We start from the raw sequence: 20,300 nt of genomic DNA, 5'->3' as shown, positions 1-20,300 counted from the left end.
GGTGCTATATTTTTGTTTAATCGTTCCTACGAATGATCTTCGTACGATTCGTTCACCAATTTGAAAGCACTTGTTTCACCAACTTTGTTCCGCAACCGTGTCGCGGTAAAGATCTCGTTCTTTATCAATGGTTTTATCCTGGCCAACTGGGTGTCGCGACTTCCCCGCATTCAGGAACTATATGGAGCCGATAATGGCACGATTGGACTTGTGCTGCTTGGCCTGTCGCTAGGTGCAGTTTGTGCAATGCCCTTTACGGGATGGGCCATCATTAAAAACGGAAGCAGGAGAATTACGCTTGTCTCGTTACTGATGTATTGCATTCTTGTTCCGCTCATCCCCTATATGTCATATATACCCGTGTTGATTGTGTTATATATAGCAATGGGAGTTTTCACAGGCATGCTCGATGTAGCCATGAATGCGCAAGCGGTAATGATTGAAAAGCAGTATGGCAAACCGATCATGACTTCCTTCCATGCTTTCTTTAGCATTGGCATGGCAATCGGTGCATGGTGTGGTGCGCTCTTTTCAAAACTAAGCGTCGAGTTGATTCAGCACTTTGGTATCATCGTATTCTTTTCACTCATAGGAGTAATCTGGGCAAGCCGCAATCTTATTTATGATAAGCCTGATCCTTCCCTGAAACATGAAGGGCCGTTGTTCCGCTTGCCGAATCGTACACTGATCAGCATTGGCATTATTACTTTTTGTTGTATGCTGGGTGAAGGTGCTATGTCTGAATGGAGTGTAAACTTCATGGAGAATGTAGCGTTGTCAGGCAAGTCCCTCGCTCCTATAGCGCTGTCGGCATTTGCTACGGCTATGACCATCGGCCGACTCCTCGGAGACAAACTACGCGCCAGTGCCGGTGATCAGAAGATGATCATGGGCGGTGGTGCCATTGCAACGGTAGGGTTACTGGCCGCATTAATCATTGCTACTCCTTTCGCAGGTATAGCAGGGTTCTTTCTCGTAGGTCTGGGCCTCTCTACCATTGTGCCCATTGCCTATAGTATTTCAGGACACACCAAAGATCTTCCACCAGGTGTTGGATTAGCGATGGTCACAACGGTAGGGTACAGCGGTTTTCTGATTGGCCCTCCGGTGATTGGCTTTATTGCCGACTGGCAGACACTTCGCATTGCTTTGGCAGGCGTTGCTGTTCTGTTTGCCATCATGACCATCCTGGCATTTCGCTATAAACAAAATTCATAAATCATGCAGATACAATTTGAAGAGTCGGCCAGTAAAGGAGCGTTTTATATAGCCGAGAATGGATCACGCCTCGCGGAGATGACATTCAGTAAAGCAGGAGACTCAATGATCATCATCGATCATACCGATGTATCGGATGCGCTTCGCGGAAAGGGTGCAGGTAAACAATTAGTCAGTGCAGCAGTAGACTATGCGCGGAAGAACAACATCAAGATCCTTCCGTTATGTCCGTTTGCAAAAAGTGTATTTGAAAAAGTGAAGGAATTTCAGGACGTTCTTAGTTAGGCATCTATACAATTCAATCAGTATATATTAAGTAACAAAGGATATATTTTGGATGTATACATGTATACATCCAAAATATTTACAGTATAACGATGCTTAATCCATGTGCACAATGAGTTCCTTCTCATCAATGCGAATATCATCTTCACCGATTTCATCGAACGGATGTTCCAGATGATCCTGAATGTTATCCAGGCTTACCAGTATAAAACTATAGAGTACCGGCATTACATATTCCAGGTGCGCTGAAAAATCATGAAAGGTACTGGCAAAGTACGGTCCGTATATAATCGGAAAGATATAGATGAACACTTTGCTATAGGCACGCAACGTGATGGGCGTACGATATGTGTGAATAATCTTCAGGTTATCGAATGCTATAATCATTTTACTGATATACTGATTTATCCGTGAGATCTCTCCACTTTGAACACCATAGGCACGTAATTCCATCGTCATTGCGGAGAGCTTTGAAAAATACTGGAATACTTTCCGTTCGTTGGCAATGATGTCGTGTTGATTCTTGGCGATGAACATCATCCGCATCAATCCCATCATGGATTCAATCAAAACCCGTGTGCGTGCCGGAAGATCGTTTTGTTTATCAGTAGTCCAATCGCGCGTAGCATAATATATAGCGAGAGCATGTCCTTTAAAATCAGAGAAACGTTGCAACGCAGTCTCCCTCCTGTTATAGGCGGAGCCAATAGAAAACACGACAGGGAAGACAATAGCAACGCCTACCAGCATATCCGGAAATTTCGCTGTGAGTCCCGCGCGATAACATATATAGGTAGAGATAACCGACAGCGCTGTTATGATGAGCGTTTTGTAATTGATAATGAGAAAGAAACTTCGTAACACTTTCTTCATGTGCAGGGTCTGAAACAAAACAGTACGAGATTATTATTTATAGTATAAAATTAACACAGATCATCAATTAACAAATCGTAAAAAAAATAAAAGCCCTTTACAGGGCTTTTATCTGGGCTCCACGAATCCAACGTTTACTCTTCCAGGATCTCCACTTCTACACGAACATTTTTCTGTGCATTCGGACTCCGTTTATCATATAGAGGACGTTTACCTCCCCATGCTTTTAATTCCATTCTGTCGGCAGCAATACCTTTCGAGATCAAATAGTCTTTAATAACGGAAGCGCGGTTGTAGGAAAGATCTTTTGCAGAACCACTTCCTTGCTTCGAGCCATCCAATGAGAAGAAATTCTTGTCAGGTCCCATGGTAATTACTTTACCATGATAACTTCCATTTGTATGGCCGTGCAGGCGAATTCTATAGTTCGGATTTTCAAGCATCAGTTGCAACAAGCTGTTCAACTCAAACGATGACTCGGGTCGCATGATCGCCGCATCGTTGTAAAAGTAAACATTATATAGTGTTGCTATATCTCCCTTGTGGTAACGGACAAGATCGAAGTTTATCACGATGGTAGTTCCCATCAGATCAATGTGTGGCTTTATTGTATCTGCTAATGGTAACGGGTAGTTTATTTCCTGTTGTACTTTTCTATATCCAAAGGCTTCGCAGATCAGCGTAAGCTGGCCGGTTTTACTTTTAGGATCGGGCAATACCAGGTATTCATTTCCCTTCACGCGCGTCATGACACGTGAGCGCTCAGTATCTATCACCTGAACATCACCTTCTACAATACGATTGTTTCTGGCGTTGTATAAACTCAAAAAGACTTCTGTATTTCCAAGAGTCATTACCTCATGCTGCACGATCGGAGGATTTTCCGTTACCTCTTCCGCTGCGCTATCTACCGGTGCTTCCTTCGCTGCTATATCTTCTGTTTTTGCAGGAGTGGCAGTTTGGTTTTTCTCTTCATTTTTTCCTTGTGGTGTTGTGCTTGTCTTTACCTCAGGAGGTGGCGGTGTGGTTTGCAATGCTGCTATATATCCCGGTATAACACGCACCCATGCATCTGTAAACTTACCGCGTTTACGGGTAGCCGACATATGCTTTAAAGATTCTTTCAGGGATGTAAAATATTTCAGGTATACGAAGTACAGTTTTCTTCCGGAATCAAATCCATACTCTGCCGCGATGCCGCTCTGCTTAAGATCCTCTACATACTGCTTCGCTAAATTTTCACGCGATGATGCATACGCACTAACTACTACATAATAACCAGGCACTAACTCTTTTGATTGTGAAAATGAGTTGAAGCTTAAAGACGTGAGCGCGATTAATAAAAGGAAGTATCCGGCAATTTTCTTCATGTAAGGGTAGGAATAGGAATTTAAACAATATTATTTAAAAAAACGCAATTTTCCTTCCTATCGAATGATCACCGGTATTTATTCGCTGAGATTTTTAATTATTTGCCTGCAAAACGTTCTTTTAGAAAACCCATTCCATAACCGCTTAGCTGAAGCAGTGCTGAAGGAACCGACAACAGGGCCACTACCAGATTTTTATTTTCAAACAGTGAGTGGAGAAAAATAGCGGCCAGGTAAAATAGCCATCCTCCAAAACCTATAGCAAATAATGTGATGTCGATAAAGGGCAACAGTAACAAGAGACACGTACCGATAACAAAAAACGAAGGGAACCAATGTGTGATCTTGATTTCTTCCGGATGTACTTTTCCTACCAGTGCTCTGCCTCTGCCGAAATTAAACACCTGATTATAGAACTGCGAAAAATTTGTTCTGCGCTTATGATAAACGAATGCTTCCTGAATCAACCCTACTTTAAACCCAGCCTTCTTCATGCGAATGCTGAACTCTATATCTTCAGCGAAGCGATCGAATTTAAATCCTTGTGTAGCTTCATATACCTTGCGCGATATACCCATGTTAAAGCTACGCGGCTGAAACCATCCTACATGTTTTTTACCTCCACGTATACCTCCCGTTGTTAAAACAGAAGCCATGGTATATCCCATCGCGCGTTGCACGAGCGTAAAATTTTGATGGGCGCGATCCGGTCCTCCCCAGGCGTCCCACTGATTTTCATCAAGCGATTTATCTACCGCTTCGAAATACGTTGGTGGTATAATACAATCTGAATCAAACACCACAAGGTAACTTCCGCGTGCATGCGCATAACCGAAGTTGCGCGTTGGGCCTGGCCCGGTGTTGGGCTTGAAATGATATTGAATCGTTAATGTATCGCGATAGCGATCTACCACTTCTTCACACCGTGTGGATGAACCATCTTCGATGATGAGTACTTCGAAGTTCTTCACCGTTTGGTGTGTTAAACTCTCTAGTAGTTCGTCTACTTCCTGCGGCCGGTTATATACCGGTATAACAATGGAATACTTCGGAGGATGCATCTATACTTTCTCCGGTGTTTCCAGTCCTACTTTTTCAATTACAAGGTAATCGCGTTTGGAGAATGACTGCATTGAAATCATTTCCGCGAGAAAGCCGGTAACAAAAAGTTGTACACCTATAATAATAGCGACCAACGCCAGAAAGAATAATGGCTGTGCTGTTATATCACGTTTGATTGGAATCTTCGAGAAATATAGCGCATCCATTTTATCCCAGATGACCTTGATAGTAAAGGCGAAACCTATCAGAAAAGAAAACGTTCCGAGTGATCCAAAGAAGTGCATTGGTTTCTGCCGGAAGCGGCTCACAAAAGTAATGGAAAGTAAATCCAGGAAACCGTTGATGAAACGCTCAAGCCCAAACTTGGTGGTTCCGAATTTACGCTCGCGGTGCTCTACTACTTTTTCAGTTATTTTAGTAAAGCCTGCCCATTTGGCAATCACCGGTATATAACGGTGCATCTCTCCGTATACGGTAATGTTCTTTACAACATTTGACTGGTATGCTTTCAATCCACAATTAAAATCGTGCAGCGGAATGCCGGAGAGCTTACGGGTAACGTAATTAAAAAATTTAGAAGGAATAGTTTTCGAGAGCGGATCGTGGCGTTTTTTCTTCCAGCCAGATACCAGGTGATAACGATCTTGCGTCACCATGCGGTAAAGTTCCGGTATCTCATCCGGGCTATCCTGCATATCGGCATCCATGGTAATAATTACCTTGCCTTTGGCTGCGCGAAAACCTGTTTGGAGGGCAGCCGACTTTCCGAAGTTACGGTTAAAGCGGATGCCTTTGAAGCGCTCGTCTGCTTCGTTTACTCTCAGAATCTGTTCCCACGTGGTGTCGGAGCTTCCATCATCAATAAAAATTACTTCATATGATAAGCCGTGTGCTTGCATCACACGGCTTATCCACTGGCATAGTTCGGGGATTGACTCCTCTTCGTCTTTTGCCGGAATGATTACGGAAATCTCCGGATGTATCATGGCTTAAAATGTCGGTTCTGGATGTTTTTTCTGTGTAAAGATGGTCAAAATTAATGCGATTATCATTCCCCAGAAAATACTTCCCAGTACAGCGAAGATCCAGAATAACTTACGCGTCCATTCCAACGCCATTTCGATAGCTTCTTCTGATTGTCCCTGACCTTCCATTTTGGAAGCTTGCTCTTCGTAAAAGAGTTCCATTGGAGCGCCATCGATAAAGGTTACATATACATACATAACAGCAATGGTGAGGATGGTTGAAATCAATGTAAACCAAAAGCCTATTCCAACGCCCTGGCCATACGACATAAAACCATCTCCATTATCTTTAAAACTCTTTTGGGCCAGGAACAGAAAAGCAATGGATATAGCGATTCCGATCCAGTTTAATACTCCTTGAAAAGGATTCATACCGGTGATAGCAGATACGAGGAATAGAGCGATCCCGACAAGGCCGGAGATCAAACCGAATTTCATACCTGCTGAGCGTGTTGATACGGGTGTAACGTTTTCTTCCATAGTTTTTTTAGTTTTTAGGTTGTCTTCTTACAATTACCGAAAGGATTATACTAACAAAAAAGCCGATGGCAAGTCCCTGCACAAAGTAGGTCATTGCCAAAACCGAGATGTTAGTCGTAGGTAACTGATTCAAATTACGCTCAAAAACTTCTTTTCCGATCCGCTCAATATCTTCCTTCGAAAATGTGTTGAGATACTGCGACATCAACTTCACATAAGAAGCTATAAAATCCTTTTCAAAACTTCCGAAAGCCGTTAAACCGACAGAAGATATACTGTCGGCTAACAACACCACAATGCCTCCGCCTATCATGCCTTGCCAGAAGTATAGCTCACCGTTCTGATAGTAATCGCGGATTTCTTTCAAGCTGAAGAATATAAAAATCCCGTATAGCAAGATTCTGAAGTCAAGATACGGCGCAATCATCAGCGGGTGACGGCCGATATAGTATAGCGCCACCAGCAGTATAAAGGTGAGTACTCCGGCAACAAGTCCGTACCGTACGGATATTTTTAATAAGGGTGAACGATTCATGTATATACTTCCCGGTTAGCCGGATCAATCTTCTATGCGATGTTTGTTGTTGTTGAATACGGCAACCACTTTTCCGGTTACTTCTTTACCATACCAGGGCGAGTTCTTCGATTTGGAAAGGTTCGATTTTTCATCCAACGTCCATGTCCGCGCTGGATCGAAGAGTGTAAGCGATGCTTTCGCTTCTACTTCGATCTTTGGAATCTCGAGATTTAAAAGCTTGCGCGGATTTATAGTAACTTTCTCCACCAACGTGCTCCACTCTACTGATCGCGAAAGCGAAACCAGGTTCGCTCCGAAGGTCTGAAGGTTAATGATACCAAAATCAGCGAGGTCAAATTCAAGTTCTTTGCTTTCATCTTCATGTGGCAAGTGACCGGAGCAGATCACATCTATAGTGCCGTCTTTCAATGCCTTGATGAGCGCATCGTTATCAACCTTCTCGCGTAGCGGAGGGTTTACTTTATAATTTGTATCGAAGTCTGAGAGGTAGCTGTCATCGAGCAGAGGCTGATAAGCTGCTATATCACAAGTTACATTTAATTTCTTTTTTGCTGTACGAATCAAATCAATTGCTTTGCCGGACGACAAGCGCGCCATGTGCAAGCGACCTCCTGCATACCCGAGTAGTTCAAGGTTCTTACCAACCATGATATCTTCCGCTATACGCGGCATACCTTTCAAACCGAGCATGGTGCTGTTAACGCCTTCGTGCATCTGGCCAAACATGTTAAGCCATACATCTTCGGGGTGATCAATCAGCAGACCATTGAACTTCTGAAGATATTGAAGAGCCTTCAGTAAAATATCCGTATGCCATATAGGCTTGAGTCCATCGGTAAACGCAATTGCTCCGGCCTCATGCAGGTCTATCATTTCGGTAAGCTCTTCACCTTTGTTGTTCCTGGTTACAGATGCCATAGCATGTATTTCAACCAGGCGCGTATCGTTATTACGCGTGATATAACTTACTTCATTTTTTGTTTGAACCGATGGAGATGTATTGGGGAGCACAGCAATTTCTGTAAACCCTCCAGCTGCTGCAGCTCTTGAAACTGAATCGATGTCTTCTTTGTGTTCAAGCCCCGGGTCGCCAACGTACGTACCGAGATCGAACCAGCCGATGGACAACTTCATGCCATCCGCTTTAATAATTTTATCTGCTGAATAATTCTTATCGCCTATTTCTGCAATGCGCCCGTTGTTGACTAATACATTTTTTTCTTTTTGATGGAAGGGAGAATTCGGATCGTGTATTTCAGCGTTTTGTATAAGAATTTTCATGCGTGTTATTTTTCACCCGTCAGGCCCAGGATTCCCTTTCAAAAAGCTTTTCCGGAGAGCCCAAAAATCTATGCTGCAAGTTTAGTAAGTATTGGCCGAACGAAAGTATTAATCGTAGTCTTTTTGCTCAACAAATATACTTACTTCATAAACCGGATCAGCAGAATTTCTGCCAGTATAAAGAGCAGCGCCAGCAGCAACGCGTATTTCCACAGGGGCGTGCCCAGGTATCGTTCCTTGATTTCGTTGCTAAACGCTCCGGATGATGTTGCCGTAAAAATGCTAATATTCTCTCCTCCGCCTGCCATTGCCTTTACTTCTTCTCCGGTATATTGTTCCATCAGTGACTCTTCTTTGTTCAGGTTGAAGGCGATCAGATCAACGGTATCGCCTTGTGACACTACATCATAAAATCCCTGCTCAACCGAAAACTTGGGTACATCTATAAATACACGATCAGCAACTTTACGCTGGCCGGGAATTACTTCTTCCTTGCCTACGAGCTTCAAGGGTACATCATCGTTTACACTATCGAGGCGAAGCGTTATTAAATTTTCACGAAGGGTATAATAGGGCTTGGTTTCACTTCTGCGGGCGCTGGCAGCGATGCGGTACATCACGGGCACGAATAACGCATGCTGGTGGAAATCAGTAAAGTCGCTCTCCAATGCCGTGGCCAGTATATACAGTTTGCCACCGCGATTAAACAAGGACAAGAATGCCTGGTCGTTTTTAAATTTAAGAATAGCCGAACGATCGCCCCCTAAATCAAGCAATCGTGCGGCCTTGGGCATGGCCAGTGAAGTGGATTTTTCTTCGAATACATTTTCAAAAAATGGATTTGAAAAATCAGGACGATCAAGCTCAAGAGGTTCAGCTTTCGGTACTGAATTTAAACCGGGGACCTGTGCGAGATTTTTTAGATTATTTACATCGGGCTGTGTGCCCGGAGCGAGGAGCAACGTGCCGCCTTTGTTAATATAGTCGAGCAAGGCATTTGTTAAAGAAGGATCGACAGTATTCAGTCCGTTGACTACTACGAGATCAGCTTGTGCCAATTCATTATAGTTAAAATTGCTGACGGCAAATCCCTGGTATGTGAACACCTGCTTGTTGCCATATACTTTTTCAACCGGTGTTGGTATATTATCTTTTTTAATCTCAACGACCTTTATCTTGTCGGTAAAATTTAACGCGAAGAAAAACTCATTATCGAAGCTCACCGGAAAATCATTGAAGCTGATGCGTGCTTCATTCAACCCTGAAAGACCTGTGGCCAAATCAAATGTAGTCTCGGCAACGCCACCTTGTGGTACATCAATTGTACCGGCACCAGACTGTATATTGTTAATGGTGAGCTTGAGATTTAACTGATCGACATCGCGTTTGCCATCGTTGCGTACTTTAACGCGCAGTACATTTTTTTCTCCCGAAGCAGCAAATGGATTTTCCAGATACACTGTGTCAACAAATATATTCGCGAGCGATGCAAAGCGTATGGGAACCAATCGCCATTGAGCAGAAGAGTCAAGCGCTTTAGGAATTATACCCAGCGTAGACTTTTGAAGATCCGAGATCCAGAAAACTTCTTGCTGCTGTTGTGCATGGCCTTGGTGACGAACGCGATCGAGTACTTCCTGCATGGTGCGACTTACTGGCGACAACCGGACTTGCGTAAGGAGATCAAGCACTTCTGATTTTGTCTTGAAAGAATTTGAGAAGGGAGCAAAATCGTTGGTAATGAGTTTATACCGTGTGTCGGGAGGAAACAGAGAAACGATATTTCGAACGAACGTAACACCAGCATCGAGGCCCCGAACTTTATCCTCCATTTGTGCGGACATACTTTGAGAGTTGTCGAGATAAAGAACGATCGTATGATTATTTGTGAGTTGGTTCTTGGCTGGAATAATGGGCTGGCAAAATGTAATCACCAGGAAGAACAGGAACAATAATCGGGATGCCAGGATGAGATAATGTTTCAACCTCCGTTTTGCTGTTGTTGCTTCCTTTACCTGTTTAAGAAAACGGTTATTGGAAAAGTAAACCTTTACAGTTCTTCGAAAATTAAAAAGATGGATGATAACCGGAATCGCCAGCACTCCCAGCGCCCACAAAAAAGAAGGATATAAAAAATTCATCGGCGATAAAGTTAATAGTTAAACGGTTATCCATTCATCGAAGTGCCTATAATTTGACCAACGGCCGCTTCCTTCCGACTGATAAAACTTTTGCCTGCTCGATCGACATCTTAAAATAAAATCAATGGCCAGGCAACGAACGCTGCGAAGATGGCATTTCTATCTATAAAACGATAAAACCCTAAACCCTTGAAAGAGGCAGACCTGGTAAAACGATGTAAGCAAAACGACCGCAGAGCGCAGGAGCAACTCTACGCGTTGTATGCAGATCGTTTATACCGGCTCGCGTATCGCTACATAAAAAGTGAAGAAGCAGAGGATGTCCTGATGACTGCCTTTACAAAAATATTTAACGGCATCGGAAATTTTATTTACCAGGGAGAAGGCTGTACGGAAGGTTGGATGCGCAGGATCGTGGTGAACGAATCGTTGATGTGGCTTCGGCGAAGTCATAACTTCAACCTCACAGAAAGCCTGGAGGCATCGTTGCCTGAACCTGAGCTCAACGCTTTCAGCGAGCAGGAAGCAGAGGATATATACTATTTCATTACGCAGCTCCCCACGGGATACCGAACCGTTTTTAACCTCTCTGTTATAGAGGGATTTAATCACGCAGAGATTGCCGGCATGCTGCAGATCAGTGAGAACACATCACGATCGCAGTTGTTCAAGGCGAAGACCATGCTAAAGAAAATGCTTATACAAGAGGGCTATCATTATGGAACCTGACATTCAAAAAACTATCCAACGCAAGGTATACGCAGCAGAGATGCGTCCAACGCGTTGGCAAAAAGAAAAAGTATGGGAGCGGATGGGGATGAAAACAAAAACCCGTTCCAGAAAGCCGATATACTTCTCTATCGCAGCATCACTGGTTGTGGCGTTGCTGGCGGTGAAATATATTTATTTGGGCTATACTATCTCGGCAGCTTCACAGGAAAAAGCATTGACCAAAGAAACCAGTAAACCTGCTGTGCAGAGTATAGATGAGAAACCTGTTGTGTCACATTTAAAAATGGAGCCGATCGCTCCTGCCAAGATCAACACTTCTAAAAATTACAAGTCGGTTGAATCGAAATTGCCAGATGCTTCACCTGTTAAAAATCAGGATTCTGCGAGTATATACTTTACAGAAGTGCCCGCGGTCGCATCAGTGGATTTTATAGTATATGATGTGAACGCTCCGGTTGCTACGGAAAACGGAAGCCCGCGGGTAAAAGTAATTATCGGTATAATTCCACAGCAAGAGCAACCGGTAGTCGCAACGCGCAAAGAGAAGAAATCCAAATTCAGGTTTTTCAATTCAGAAAAAGAAAAGTTTCCGGATAACGCTAACGGTGAAAGTAAACTCATCATTGCGCGAATCAATTAAGTAAACAATAAACTATATATAATCAAAAGCTCTCAATGCATTGAGACAGGGCTTGCCATTTTAAATTATTTCTGACATTAAACCTTATTACAAACTCATGAAACACTCCATTGTTGCAATCTTCTTTATAGTTTCTTTCTATGGCTTGCAAGGCCAAACACTAAATTATAGCCAAGGTACGGACCGACATCAGAATATATACCGCGACACGCGCAACGGTATACATTACTTTCCGGATTCTATCCGTGTTGAATTTCCAGAGCAGGAAGCGTTAGTAGTCTTTGAGCTGAAGAACTTTCAGGCCAACAACGCATTCATAGAAAATTTCCCAGCAACGCTTCTGGAGCTAAACACTTATCTTGAAAAAAGTTTACCCACAACTTTAAGTACCAACGCATCTATAGTTGTGAATGCCACCTACCGGAAGGACAATCAGAAGGAGATCACCATTGAAGAGAAAAAGTCACAGACCAAGCTTCTTGTAAAGGAGAAAGAGATCGTTCAACTTCTCCCGCCCGGTATAGAAATCTATTTAAATACGGATATAGCCAAAGTATATCTATATGTTCCAGAGCGCAGCAAGCTTCAGGAATTATCTTCAAAGAATTTCATTCAAATAGTTTCCAGCATTCGCGATGCGTCCAAAAATTGGTATATCGGGAGAAAAAGTTTCAAAGCCCGAATTATCATTCAAAATAATGCGATAAGCTATAGCAACATTCTGCATACTGAGCCGCATGATTTAATTTATGCAACCGGCAGTGCAGCGGTTGGTGTATTGAGAGATAAGCTTTATCCGGAACTAACCGGAGCCATTGGCCTGAGCTTTAGTGATCGGTTCAACCGGAGGAACCGCAAAATAGAATTTACCTATTCAAGTATGTTTCTACTGGATAAAAAGCCTGAAGGCGGCTATAACAATTCGATCAGTTCTTTTTTGGGCGTATCGTATCGAAAAAATTTCAACACAAAAGGCGATCGCGAAATGTGGGGCGGTATTGGGGCCGCTATACTTGTACACGAAACTGAAAATTTCTTTCAAGGCAAAACCGCAAAGCTTTTTATCGTATCAGATTTAGGCAGCACGCGATTAAATATAGTCCCGGAGTTTTACCTGACCAATGATTTCAAAAAATTCCAGTTTGGTCTCAAACTTAATTATGCGTTCTAAAAACTAAAAAGCCTGGCTCCATTGAAGCCAGGCTCAAGCCTAAACAAAGAACAACGTTATGGCTAACGGTTACGGGCTAACGGGGTGTGGTGGTTAACTTCAACCTGTTTTACTTACCTCCCAACATCACAATATCATTTACATTTATTTCGGTAGTATAGCGTTTCTCTCCCTCGGAAGTTTCATACGAGCGATGCACCAGCTTACCTTCGATCGCTACTTCACTTCCTTTCTTTAAATATTGGGCAGCTATATCTGCAAGTTTATCCCACATTACGAGGTTATGCCATTGCACTTCCTCTACCTTATCTCCTTTATTATTTCGGTATGCGCTGTTCGTAGCAATGGTAAACGTTGCGAGCTTCTTGCCGCTATCAAAGACTTTGATTTCAGGATCTTTACCTAAACGACCGATAAGTTGTACACTGTTTCTTAAGTTTGACATATATGTATCTATTTATTGTTTACATTTTAAGCGTAATTATTTGTCTACCCCTGCCGTTGTATTGACGATGCAAAGGTGCAGGAACAAAAAAGTTATAGTTGTATAGAAAACGCTTACTTCCATTTGTAGCCGTTTGTAAACGGAACGTTATATGTCAGAAATAATTAAAAAGGTTTGCATCGAGTGTGGGACACCTATTAAAGGCAGGATTGACAAAAAATTTTGCTCCGATCAATGTCGCAGTGCCTATAACAACAAGCTCAATAGTGATGATACCAACTATATGCGCAATGTCAATAATATACTGCGCAGAAACAGAAGGATACTGATTGACCTGAACCCAGACGGAAAAAGCAGGGTTAGCCGCGAAAAGCTTAATGCCAAAGGGTTTGATTTCAATCTCTTCACCAGTATTTATAAGACCCGGGATGGTGCCCAATATTTCTATTGCTATGAACATGGCTACCTGCCGATTGAAAAAGATTACTTTTTGCTGGTGGTAAAAAAGGATTACTAAGACTTGACGCTGCCGCAGAAGACAGAAGTATAGTATAGGGTATACTTTTGCGGGAGTCAAGATCAGGCATAATCCCCCATCTGTGTAGGTTACGTAGATCCGGTATACTTAGGGTATAACAGGAACCGCGATCTTTATCTATACCGGCCGTAGTGCAATGTTTACAGGCCTTAACGGAGATGCGGTACAATCGCAACGACTCTTCTTTAGATGTTATAGCATCAAAAGCCCATGTCTATCAAGAAAAAACTGCCACCTTTTTGGCGAAAGCCTTGACCCTTACAAAAAATAATCTTTACTTTAATAACATTCATCGTCTGTATAGCCACTAATGCCCGCTGTTACCCCTTAGTGCCAGGCCATGAAAACCTAGACGTATTTTAACAATGCTTCAAAAGTTTAACACGAAAAACTCTTGTAGTAAAGTCCGCGCAGGTAACGTTTTATCGCGAGGTGCACGAAGTTTATATATCGTTGACCATTATACTGTACTTGCAGAGTTCATCCGTACTATAAATACCCGTTACTATATACATACTATATATAATATAATTCTTTCCCTCAAGGGACTGCAGTCAACCGTGATTACGTTATACCGGCGGTATATACTTCATGCGGTCGACACAGGCAGTCATCAGCGGCACCTTATACGCACAAGGGATATGTTTTATATTGAAACGCATCCTGTACATACTCCCTATACAGGCTTGAGTATCCGTAAGGTTCTACAAGCCTGAAACCTAATCTGAACCTTTACCACTTAACTTATGGCTACAACAAACAAAACCAAATTGAAAGTCCTTCCTGGCGAAGACTGGAAGGAACTAAAACTGAAGAAGGGAACTTCTACCAAGCGCTATGCTGTATCAGACAAGGGTCGCATTGTCAGCTTCAAAGCCGCCATCGAAGATGGGTATATTCTGAAACCGCGATTGACGCAAGGGTATCCTAGTATAACCATTGGTCGCGAGGACACTCGTCAAAATTATTATATACACAGGCTTGTCGCTGAATACTTCAATAAACCAACCAGTACCAAAACAGCCTTTGTAATTCATGTCGATCATAAAAAAGAAAACAACAAGGCAACCAATCTGAAGTGGGTTACGCATGATACACAGATTGAGCATGCAAAAAAAGATCCTAATGTATTGCAACGCTTAAACCCCGATGAAGGTCCTAAACTAACAGTCGATAAAGTAAAACAAATAAAGGTTGCACTTTTCAAATCGAAGAAGCAACCAACATTAAAAGCGCTGGCCAAGCGTTTCAGAGTTTCTGACATGCAGATCCACCGGATTAAAATCGGAGAGAACTGGGCACACGTCAAAGTATAGCCACGATCAAATTTTTAAATTTATAACTACAACCATGCGCAATGTTTCTTTTGCAATAGCACTTCTTTGTTTTGTTTCTGTTATTGCCGTTTCTCAACCTAAACTTCTTACACCCGTTGCCAAGCCTGAAGAAGCCGGTCTCTCCGCAGACCGGCTTCTTCGAATTGATAAAATGGTGAATGAACACATCACCAACAAATGGATACCCGGTGCTGTCGTGTTGATCGTACGCAATGGAAAAATTGCGTATCACAAAGCATACGGATATAGCGATGTTGAATCCAAAGCAGCTCTGAAGAAAGACGACATTTTCAGAATAGCATCACAGACCAAAGCGATTACCAGCCTGGCAGCCATGATGCTTTGGGAGGAAGGTAAATTTCTGCTCGATGACCCGATCTCGAAATATATACCTGAATTCAAGAATGCTACGGTATTGAAGACATTCAACCCGAAAGACAGCAGCTATGCTTCCGAACCTGCGAAAGGTGAAGTTACTGTCCGGCATCTCTTTACTCATTCTTCCGGTATAGATTACGCTGCCATTGGGAGCACGGAGTTTAAAGCTATATATGCAAAGGCCGGAGTTCCCAGCGGTATAGGCAACAACGATATGGTGTTGGCTGACCGAATAAAAATACTGGGCAAACTTCCATTGAAACACAACCCTGGTGAACAATGGACATACGGATTGAATAACGATGTGCTGGGCTACCTGGTTGAAATCTGGTCAGGTATGTCTTTCGATGAATTCTTACGAAAACGTATTTTCGATCCATTGGGGATGAAGGACACTTACTTCTACTTACCAAAGGAAAAGTATAGCCGCCTGGTAACGCTGTATGCTGGAGGAAAAGATGGCAAGATTGTAAAACCGGAAACGAAGGCGTACGACAATGTTAACCCGGATTATCCGAAAACTGCAGGTACATATTTCTCGGGTGGAGCAGGTCTCTCTTCTACCGTAGAGGATTATGCGAAGTTCCTGCAACTGTTCCTAAACAATGGACAATACAATGGCGTAAAGCTTTTGAGTCGTAAGACAATCGAGTTGATGTTAACCGATCAGCATGTTCCGGGAACACACGTAGGTTTGGGCTTTGGATTGGAGACCATCGAAAATGATTACCAATCTGTTTTATCACTCGGAACGTTTTCGTGGGGCGGAGCCTTTAATACGCATTACTGGGCTGATCCGAAAGAAAAACTGATCGGCCTGATCTTTACCAATCTATACCAGACTCCCTATTGGAGCATCGGTGACAAATTCAAGACACTCACGTACCAGAGTTTCGCTGACTAAACTATATATCTCCCGCAAAGAACAACCTGCGGGAGATATACTTTTCACTATAGATTAGCTTTTATATACTTTTCCAATTCTTCCTTTTCAGCAAGGCCTGTCTTTGACCATACCTTCTTTCCATTTTTATAGAGTAAAATGGTAGGAAGTACATCTACTTTCATATTACCAATCAACGTTGCATTTTCGTCCACGTTAATCTTTAACAACGTTACTTGATCCGCATACTGTGTTGAGAGTTCTTCGAGCCAGGGTCCCATCTTTTTACAGGGAGCACACCACTTCGCATAAAAATCCACAAGCACAATTTTATCGGTGTTGACTTTTTTATTGAAGTCTTCGACAGATATACCGGGCAGTGATTTCTGGCCTTCTTCAAACGGTTTATTCTGAGCAGTCCATTGCATCATGCCTCCACTCATTTCATATACTTCTTTAAATCCCTGCTCGCGCATATAGGCTGCTGCCTTGGCACTTCTTCCACCGGAAAGGCAGTATACCAATACAGGCTTTGATTTATCGAGGGAAGATACCTGTCTCTGGAAGTCCTTACTGTTAACATTAAGATTCAGCGCACCCTTCAAATGATTCTTCTTGTATTCTTCGGCAGTGCGTACGTCCACAAGCTGTCCATCCGGACTTTGCTGAAGCTTCGTTTGGAATTCATCAACTGAAAGTTGCTCTTTCGCTGATGCCTGCTGACCGCGTACTTCAACGACTAAGGTTGCAAGCAGCAACACTATGAATAAAAAAAATCTTTTTACAGTATGCATTTTGCTGGTATTTTTTCAGATGCAAGGAACATCGGCGTTGCAAATAATACAAATATATGTCCGTTAAAGTTCTACGAGGGTTCGTAGAAGAAGCTGTTTGTATGCAGCCGCTAAATAGAATGAAGGGGCTTAAAAAATCGAGAGCTGTAAAATGAAGAAGGGGCGAGAGAACTAAGAAGGGAGGACTAAGAAGATATAAAAAAATAAAAAAGAGTAAGGAAGAGACCCCCTCCTTACTCTATAAACACATCAGCGTTTTATAAATCTTTTCACCACCATTCCCTTTTTACTTTGGATGATGGCTATATATACCCCTGCATGCAGCGGTGAGATTTCCATAGCTCCACCTCGCAGGTTTCCCTGCATAATTTCTTTTCCGGTCATATCGGTAATTCGCACAGGTGCTTCCTGTATACCTTTTACCCGTAACTCATGTTCAACAGGATTAGGATATATTTCAACGGGCGACTCCAACGCCAGCTGCTGCGTTTCTTCCTGCGCTGCATTTCTCGCACCGGCAGAACATGTGGTACCAACGGTATAGGTATGCGGATTTGCACTCGAATTGCGTTCTGTCGTTGTATTGCCTACGCGGTATGTATAGTAAAATGTGAGCGCACTCCCACTGCTCTGTACCTGGGAATATGTAAAGTTACTTCCTGATGCCGTCATCGGATACCCGGCATATCCGCCATTACCAATCTTCACATAGAGTATAGCAAGTGTACTACCCTGAATTGGTGCCAGTGGTATAAATTTCCAGTTCACTGTACCACCCGTTGTGGACACCTCATAACTATAGTCACCATTCGTGGCAGTGCCAGTACATACGGTGCTTGTTGTTCCCGGTGTACCATATATTTCCAGTTCAAAAATTGAATAGCCATACACAGTACCACGCGCGGTGCCATAGATGCGAATATACCGGCCTGTTCCACTCAACCCGCTATGATCATTTACGAGCGTGGTATTGTTGGTTATCGTTTTAATGGTTGTCCACGATGAAGCATTCGATGACACCTGTACCTGATAGTCTTTTCCATAAGCAGCTTCCCAGGTAATCTTAACACGATTGACTGCATAGCTTGCGCCCAGATCAACATATAGCCACTGCGGATCGCTGAAGGCACTCGACCACCGTGTACTTGCATTGCCATCTACTGCGGCTGCACCTGAAAGTGTTGTATTCTCGGATGACGAAACTGTAACTGCTTTATTCAACGCTAGGTTAGTAGCTGCTACATTCACGGTAATGGAAACAGATGATGAAGTTGTGGAAGCGTTTCCGTTATCAATGGCACGCGCGGTAAGGATTCTGTTGCCAGCCGCTGCACCCGACCAACTGAATGTATAGGGTGAAGATGTATCCTCTCCTATTTTTATACCATCCGCCAGAAATTCTACTTTCGTTACAGAGCCATTTGCATCTGCAGCAGTAGCGTTGATGGTGATGGCTTGCCCCTGCGCAAAGCTTGCGCCTGCAGAAGGCGATGTAATCGATACAGTGGGCGGTTGATTTACCACTGCTCCACCGCTATAGTATATATTGTCTATAAAGATGTCAACGTTCGCTGCAGGTGGATCAGCTACCACCATAAACATCTGCTTGACAGAGTATAAATCCAGATTATAAAACGCGCTAAACGGGATCGTTACTTCGTGCCAATTACCATCGCGCACCAATCCGTATTGTTGACCACCATTTACAAAGTTAATCCAGCTGTCACCAAACGCCGTGCTGATGCCGACTTTAAATGTAGCGGTGGAAGATGTCTTCATGTGAAATTTCAAATTACCACCGGAGAAGCTGCTCATGTTCTTATAGTCAGTGGCCACACCCAATCCAAACCATGCACCTGCATTTGCGCGATACGCCATTACCTGGCTGCCTTCATAGGGCGTTGCTGTTATTGGTGTGAGATTATTCCACAAGTATAAATTAGCATCTACGCCATACGTTAATGCATTGTTTACCGGAGTCGTTTCAGTATATACACCAAACGTACCGGCCTGCGCATTGGCACTTCCTACATATAGCGAGCTGCCGCTGTTCTGGTATAACTTTATATAGTCGATCTCCATTTTACCAGGCAATGGTGCCGTAATACCCGCTGCCGACATAACGCCCGTATAAGAACCACCTACCGCTAGGTTCAGGATAAGGTAATGCGGTATATGAAATTCATCCAATGAACCACCCGCTATATCTGAAATCGCAAAATCAAAGAACTCGATATTGTCGATATATACCCGGATGTATTGAGCGTCCCAGGTTAACTTATATATATGATATCCACTGGTAAGATCCGTAGGGCTGGTATAGTCTTCACCAAAATCTGCTTGCGATCCCTGGTAGTCCCAATGTACCGCGGCTCCTGCTCTGCGGTTGGCTACACCGGCTGCTATAGCCGCGGCAGATCCCATTTCCATCATATCAATTTCACCATTCGCGGGCCAGTTGCCTGTAGTGCCGAGCATCCAGTAGGCAGGCCACAATCCGTTTGCAAGACTGGGCACTTTTATACGGGCCTCCAATGTACCATACTTGAAATGCATACGCCCTTCAGTTTTGAGGCGGGCGGAAGTAAACTCACGGGTGAGAAATGTTTCGCGTTTGGCTTCAATCACGAGGTTTCCATTTTCAACGCGTGCGTTATCGGTGCGACTCGTATAGTATTGCAACTCACTATTGCCCCAACCACAGAGTCCGCGCTCGCAGCCATCACCAAAATCATACGTCCATTTATTACCATCGATAGAAGGGCCATCAAAGTTATCTTCCCATACCAGAGTCTGGGCATTTATCAGCACTGCAGAGAAGCAGAGCATTAGGATCAAACACATCTTTTTCAGAAGCATTCGTGTGTAACAGTTTTTCATAAGCTTTTGGGTTTACTGGTTGAACATCAATTACAATCGTTTGCAATTGACCAAAAGTGAATGAATGAAGTTGGCAAGTCAACAAAAAGACTACATCAAAACTGTCTCACACAGCAGCAAGGGGCTACATCAATTCTACATCAGCTATACTATATCCTTTGAAAAGCGATGGAATACACGGTTGGCTTACAATGTTACAACAGCAATCAAAAGAGTGCGTAGTGTCTTC

19 protein-coding genes are annotated in these 20,300 nt (G+C 43.1%); 8 read left to right on the top strand and 11 right to left on the bottom strand.

Annotation, left to right across the window (positions count from 1 at the left end):
- Positions 1–60 precede the first annotated feature (60 nt).
- Together B5Y40_RS18845 and B5Y40_RS18840 are read left to right on the top strand one after the other, a co-directional pair.
- Positions 61–1,218: an MFS transporter gene (locus tag B5Y40_RS18845; protein WP_079688335.1), complete on the top strand. Its 1,158-nt coding sequence runs from the start codon at positions 61–63 to the stop codon at positions 1,216–1,218.
- Between the two features lie 3 nt (positions 1,219–1,221).
- The gene (locus B5Y40_RS18840; RefSeq protein WP_079688334.1) at positions 1,222–1,503 is read left to right on the top strand and encodes a GNAT family N-acetyltransferase; all 282 of its coding nucleotides are present in this window, start codon (positions 1,222–1,224) and stop codon (positions 1,501–1,503) included.
- A 96-nt stretch (positions 1,504–1,599) separates the two neighbouring features.
- On the opposite strand, the gene B5Y40_RS18835 is transcribed toward B5Y40_RS18840, so the two are convergent.
- From B5Y40_RS18835 to B5Y40_RS18800, 8 genes are all read right to left on the bottom strand, one after another.
- Entirely contained in the window at positions 1,600–2,376 is a 777-nt protein-coding gene (locus B5Y40_RS18835) for a hypothetical protein (protein WP_079688333.1), read from the bottom strand.
- A 134-nt stretch (positions 2,377–2,510) separates the two neighbouring features.
- Complete coding sequence (locus B5Y40_RS18830; protein WP_079688332.1) at positions 2,511–3,746, bottom strand: OmpA family protein; 1,236 nt, start codon at positions 3,744–3,746, stop codon at positions 2,511–2,513.
- 98 nt (positions 3,747–3,844) lie between these two features.
- Positions 3,845–4,807 carry a glycosyltransferase family 2 protein gene (locus B5Y40_RS18825; protein ID WP_079688331.1) on the bottom strand — a complete coding sequence of 321 codons (963 nt, stop codon included), beginning with the start codon at positions 4,805–4,807 and terminating at the stop codon, positions 3,845–3,847.
- Positions 4,808–5,794, bottom strand: coding sequence for a glycosyltransferase family 2 protein (locus tag B5Y40_RS18820; RefSeq protein WP_079688330.1), 987 nt, complete (start codon positions 5,792–5,794; stop codon positions 4,808–4,810).
- A 3-nt stretch (positions 5,795–5,797) separates the two neighbouring features.
- Complete coding sequence (locus B5Y40_RS18815) at positions 5,798–6,313, bottom strand: DUF4199 domain-containing protein (RefSeq protein ID WP_079688329.1); 516 nt, start codon at positions 6,311–6,313, stop codon at positions 5,798–5,800.
- A 7-nt stretch (positions 6,314–6,320) separates the two neighbouring features.
- A complete protein-coding gene (locus tag B5Y40_RS18810) occupies positions 6,321–6,848 on the bottom strand; it encodes a DUF4199 domain-containing protein (RefSeq protein ID WP_079688328.1) in 528 nt (175 codons plus the stop codon).
- A 24-nt stretch (positions 6,849–6,872) separates the two neighbouring features.
- Entirely contained in the window at positions 6,873–8,132 is a 1,260-nt protein-coding gene (locus B5Y40_RS18805) for a dihydroorotase (RefSeq protein ID WP_079688327.1), read from the bottom strand.
- A gap of 140 nt (positions 8,133–8,272) precedes the next feature.
- On the bottom strand, positions 8,273–10,273 hold the full coding sequence (locus B5Y40_RS18800) for a BatA domain-containing protein (RefSeq protein WP_079688326.1): 2,001 nt from the start codon (positions 10,271–10,273) through the stop codon (positions 8,273–8,275).
- Positions 10,274–10,462: 189 nt separating this feature from the next.
- Between B5Y40_RS18800 and B5Y40_RS18795 the strand changes: the two genes are divergently transcribed.
- From B5Y40_RS18795 to B5Y40_RS18785, 3 genes are all read left to right on the top strand, one after another.
- The gene (locus B5Y40_RS18795) at positions 10,463–11,002 is read left to right on the top strand and encodes an RNA polymerase sigma factor (RefSeq protein WP_079688325.1); all 540 of its coding nucleotides are present in this window, start codon (positions 10,463–10,465) and stop codon (positions 11,000–11,002) included.
- The gene (locus B5Y40_RS18790; RefSeq protein ID WP_079688324.1) at positions 10,992–11,645 is read left to right on the top strand and encodes a hypothetical protein; all 654 of its coding nucleotides are present in this window, start codon (positions 10,992–10,994) and stop codon (positions 11,643–11,645) included. The genes B5Y40_RS18795 and B5Y40_RS18790 overlap by 11 nt, the downstream gene beginning before the upstream one ends.
- A 97-nt stretch (positions 11,646–11,742) precedes the next feature.
- On the top strand, positions 11,743–12,816 hold the full coding sequence (locus tag B5Y40_RS18785) for a hypothetical protein (RefSeq protein WP_079688323.1): 1,074 nt from the start codon (positions 11,743–11,745) through the stop codon (positions 12,814–12,816).
- A 109-nt stretch (positions 12,817–12,925) separates the two neighbouring features.
- On the opposite strand, the gene B5Y40_RS18780 is transcribed toward B5Y40_RS18785, so the two are convergent.
- On the bottom strand, positions 12,926–13,261 hold the full coding sequence (locus B5Y40_RS18780) for a single-stranded DNA-binding protein (protein ID WP_079688322.1): 336 nt from the start codon (positions 13,259–13,261) through the stop codon (positions 12,926–12,928).
- A gap of 151 nt (positions 13,262–13,412) precedes the next feature.
- On the opposite strand from B5Y40_RS18780, the gene B5Y40_RS18775 reads away from it, so the two are divergent.
- The 3 genes from B5Y40_RS18775 to B5Y40_RS18760 all read left to right on the top strand — a co-directional run bounded on the left by B5Y40_RS18775 (position 13,413) and on the right by B5Y40_RS18760 (position 16,418).
- On the top strand, positions 13,413–13,778 hold the full coding sequence (locus B5Y40_RS18775) for a DUF2116 family Zn-ribbon domain-containing protein (protein ID WP_143785818.1): 366 nt from the start codon (positions 13,413–13,415) through the stop codon (positions 13,776–13,778).
- 767 nt (positions 13,779–14,545) lie between these two features.
- Positions 14,546–15,115, top strand: coding sequence for an NUMOD4 domain-containing protein (locus B5Y40_RS18765; RefSeq protein ID WP_079688320.1), 570 nt, complete (start codon positions 14,546–14,548; stop codon positions 15,113–15,115).
- Positions 15,116–15,149: 34 nt separating this feature from the next.
- Complete coding sequence (locus B5Y40_RS18760; RefSeq protein WP_079688319.1) at positions 15,150–16,418, top strand: serine hydrolase domain-containing protein; 1,269 nt, start codon at positions 15,150–15,152, stop codon at positions 16,416–16,418.
- A gap of 47 nt (positions 16,419–16,465) precedes the next feature.
- On the opposite strand, the gene trxA is transcribed toward B5Y40_RS18760, so the two are convergent.
- Together trxA and B5Y40_RS18750 are read right to left on the bottom strand one after the other, a co-directional pair.
- Complete coding sequence (gene trxA, locus B5Y40_RS18755) at positions 16,466–17,191, bottom strand: thioredoxin (protein ID WP_079688318.1); 726 nt, start codon at positions 17,189–17,191, stop codon at positions 16,466–16,468.
- A gap of 249 nt (positions 17,192–17,440) precedes the next feature.
- Positions 17,441–20,071, bottom strand: coding sequence for a galactose-binding domain-containing protein (locus B5Y40_RS18750; RefSeq protein ID WP_143785817.1), 2,631 nt, complete (start codon positions 20,069–20,071; stop codon positions 17,441–17,443).
- Positions 20,072–20,300 lie beyond the last annotated feature (229 nt).

This window comes from Ohtaekwangia koreensis, assembly GCF_900167975.1.
GTDB lineage: Bacteria > Bacteroidota > Bacteroidia > Cytophagales > Cyclobacteriaceae > Ohtaekwangia > Ohtaekwangia koreensis.
The sequence above is the reverse complement of the archived record's forward strand: the minus strand, read 5'-3'. Positions and strand labels throughout refer to the sequence as shown.

Excerpts from the sequence above, each read along its gene's own strand:
- B5Y40_RS18840 (WP_079688334.1), top strand. The coding sequence starts at position 1,222 with ATGCAGATACAATTTGAAGAGTCGGCCAGTAAAGGAGCGTTTTATATA.
- B5Y40_RS18835 (WP_079688333.1), bottom strand. The coding sequence starts at position 2,376 with ATGAAGAAAGTGTTACGAAGTTTCTTTCTCATTATCAATTACAAAACG.
- B5Y40_RS18830 (WP_079688332.1), bottom strand. The coding sequence starts at position 3,746 with ATGAAGAAAATTGCCGGATACTTCCTTTTATTAATCGCGCTCACGTCT.
- B5Y40_RS18825 (WP_079688331.1), bottom strand. The coding sequence starts at position 4,807 with ATGCATCCTCCGAAGTATTCCATTGTTATACCGGTATATAACCGGCCG.
- B5Y40_RS18820 (WP_079688330.1), bottom strand. The coding sequence starts at position 5,794 with ATGATACATCCGGAGATTTCCGTAATCATTCCGGCAAAAGACGAAGAG.
- B5Y40_RS18815 (WP_079688329.1), bottom strand. The coding sequence starts at position 6,313 with ATGGAAGAAAACGTTACACCCGTATCAACACGCTCAGCAGGTATGAAA.
- B5Y40_RS18810 (WP_079688328.1), bottom strand. The coding sequence starts at position 6,848 with ATGAATCGTTCACCCTTATTAAAAATATCCGTACGGTACGGACTTGTT.
- B5Y40_RS18805 (WP_079688327.1), bottom strand. The coding sequence starts at position 8,132 with ATGAAAATTCTTATACAAAACGCTGAAATACACGATCCGAATTCTCCC.
- B5Y40_RS18800 (WP_079688326.1), bottom strand. The coding sequence starts at position 10,273 with ATGAATTTTTTATATCCTTCTTTTTTGTGGGCGCTGGGAGTGCTGGCG.
- B5Y40_RS18790 (WP_079688324.1), top strand. The coding sequence starts at position 10,992 with ATGGAACCTGACATTCAAAAAACTATCCAACGCAAGGTATACGCAGCA.
- B5Y40_RS18785 (WP_079688323.1), top strand. The coding sequence starts at position 11,743 with ATGAAACACTCCATTGTTGCAATCTTCTTTATAGTTTCTTTCTATGGC.
- B5Y40_RS18780 (WP_079688322.1), bottom strand. The coding sequence starts at position 13,261 with ATGTCAAACTTAAGAAACAGTGTACAACTTATCGGTCGTTTAGGTAAA.
- B5Y40_RS18775 (WP_143785818.1), top strand. The coding sequence starts at position 13,413 with ATGTCAGAAATAATTAAAAAGGTTTGCATCGAGTGTGGGACACCTATT.
- B5Y40_RS18765 (WP_079688320.1), top strand. The coding sequence starts at position 14,546 with ATGGCTACAACAAACAAAACCAAATTGAAAGTCCTTCCTGGCGAAGAC.
- B5Y40_RS18760 (WP_079688319.1), top strand. The coding sequence starts at position 15,150 with ATGCGCAATGTTTCTTTTGCAATAGCACTTCTTTGTTTTGTTTCTGTT.
- trxA (WP_079688318.1), bottom strand. The coding sequence starts at position 17,191 with ATGCATACTGTAAAAAGATTTTTTTTATTCATAGTGTTGCTGCTTGCA.
- B5Y40_RS18750 (WP_143785817.1), bottom strand. The coding sequence starts at position 20,071 with ATGAAAAACTGTTACACACGAATGCTTCTGAAAAAGATGTGTTTGATC.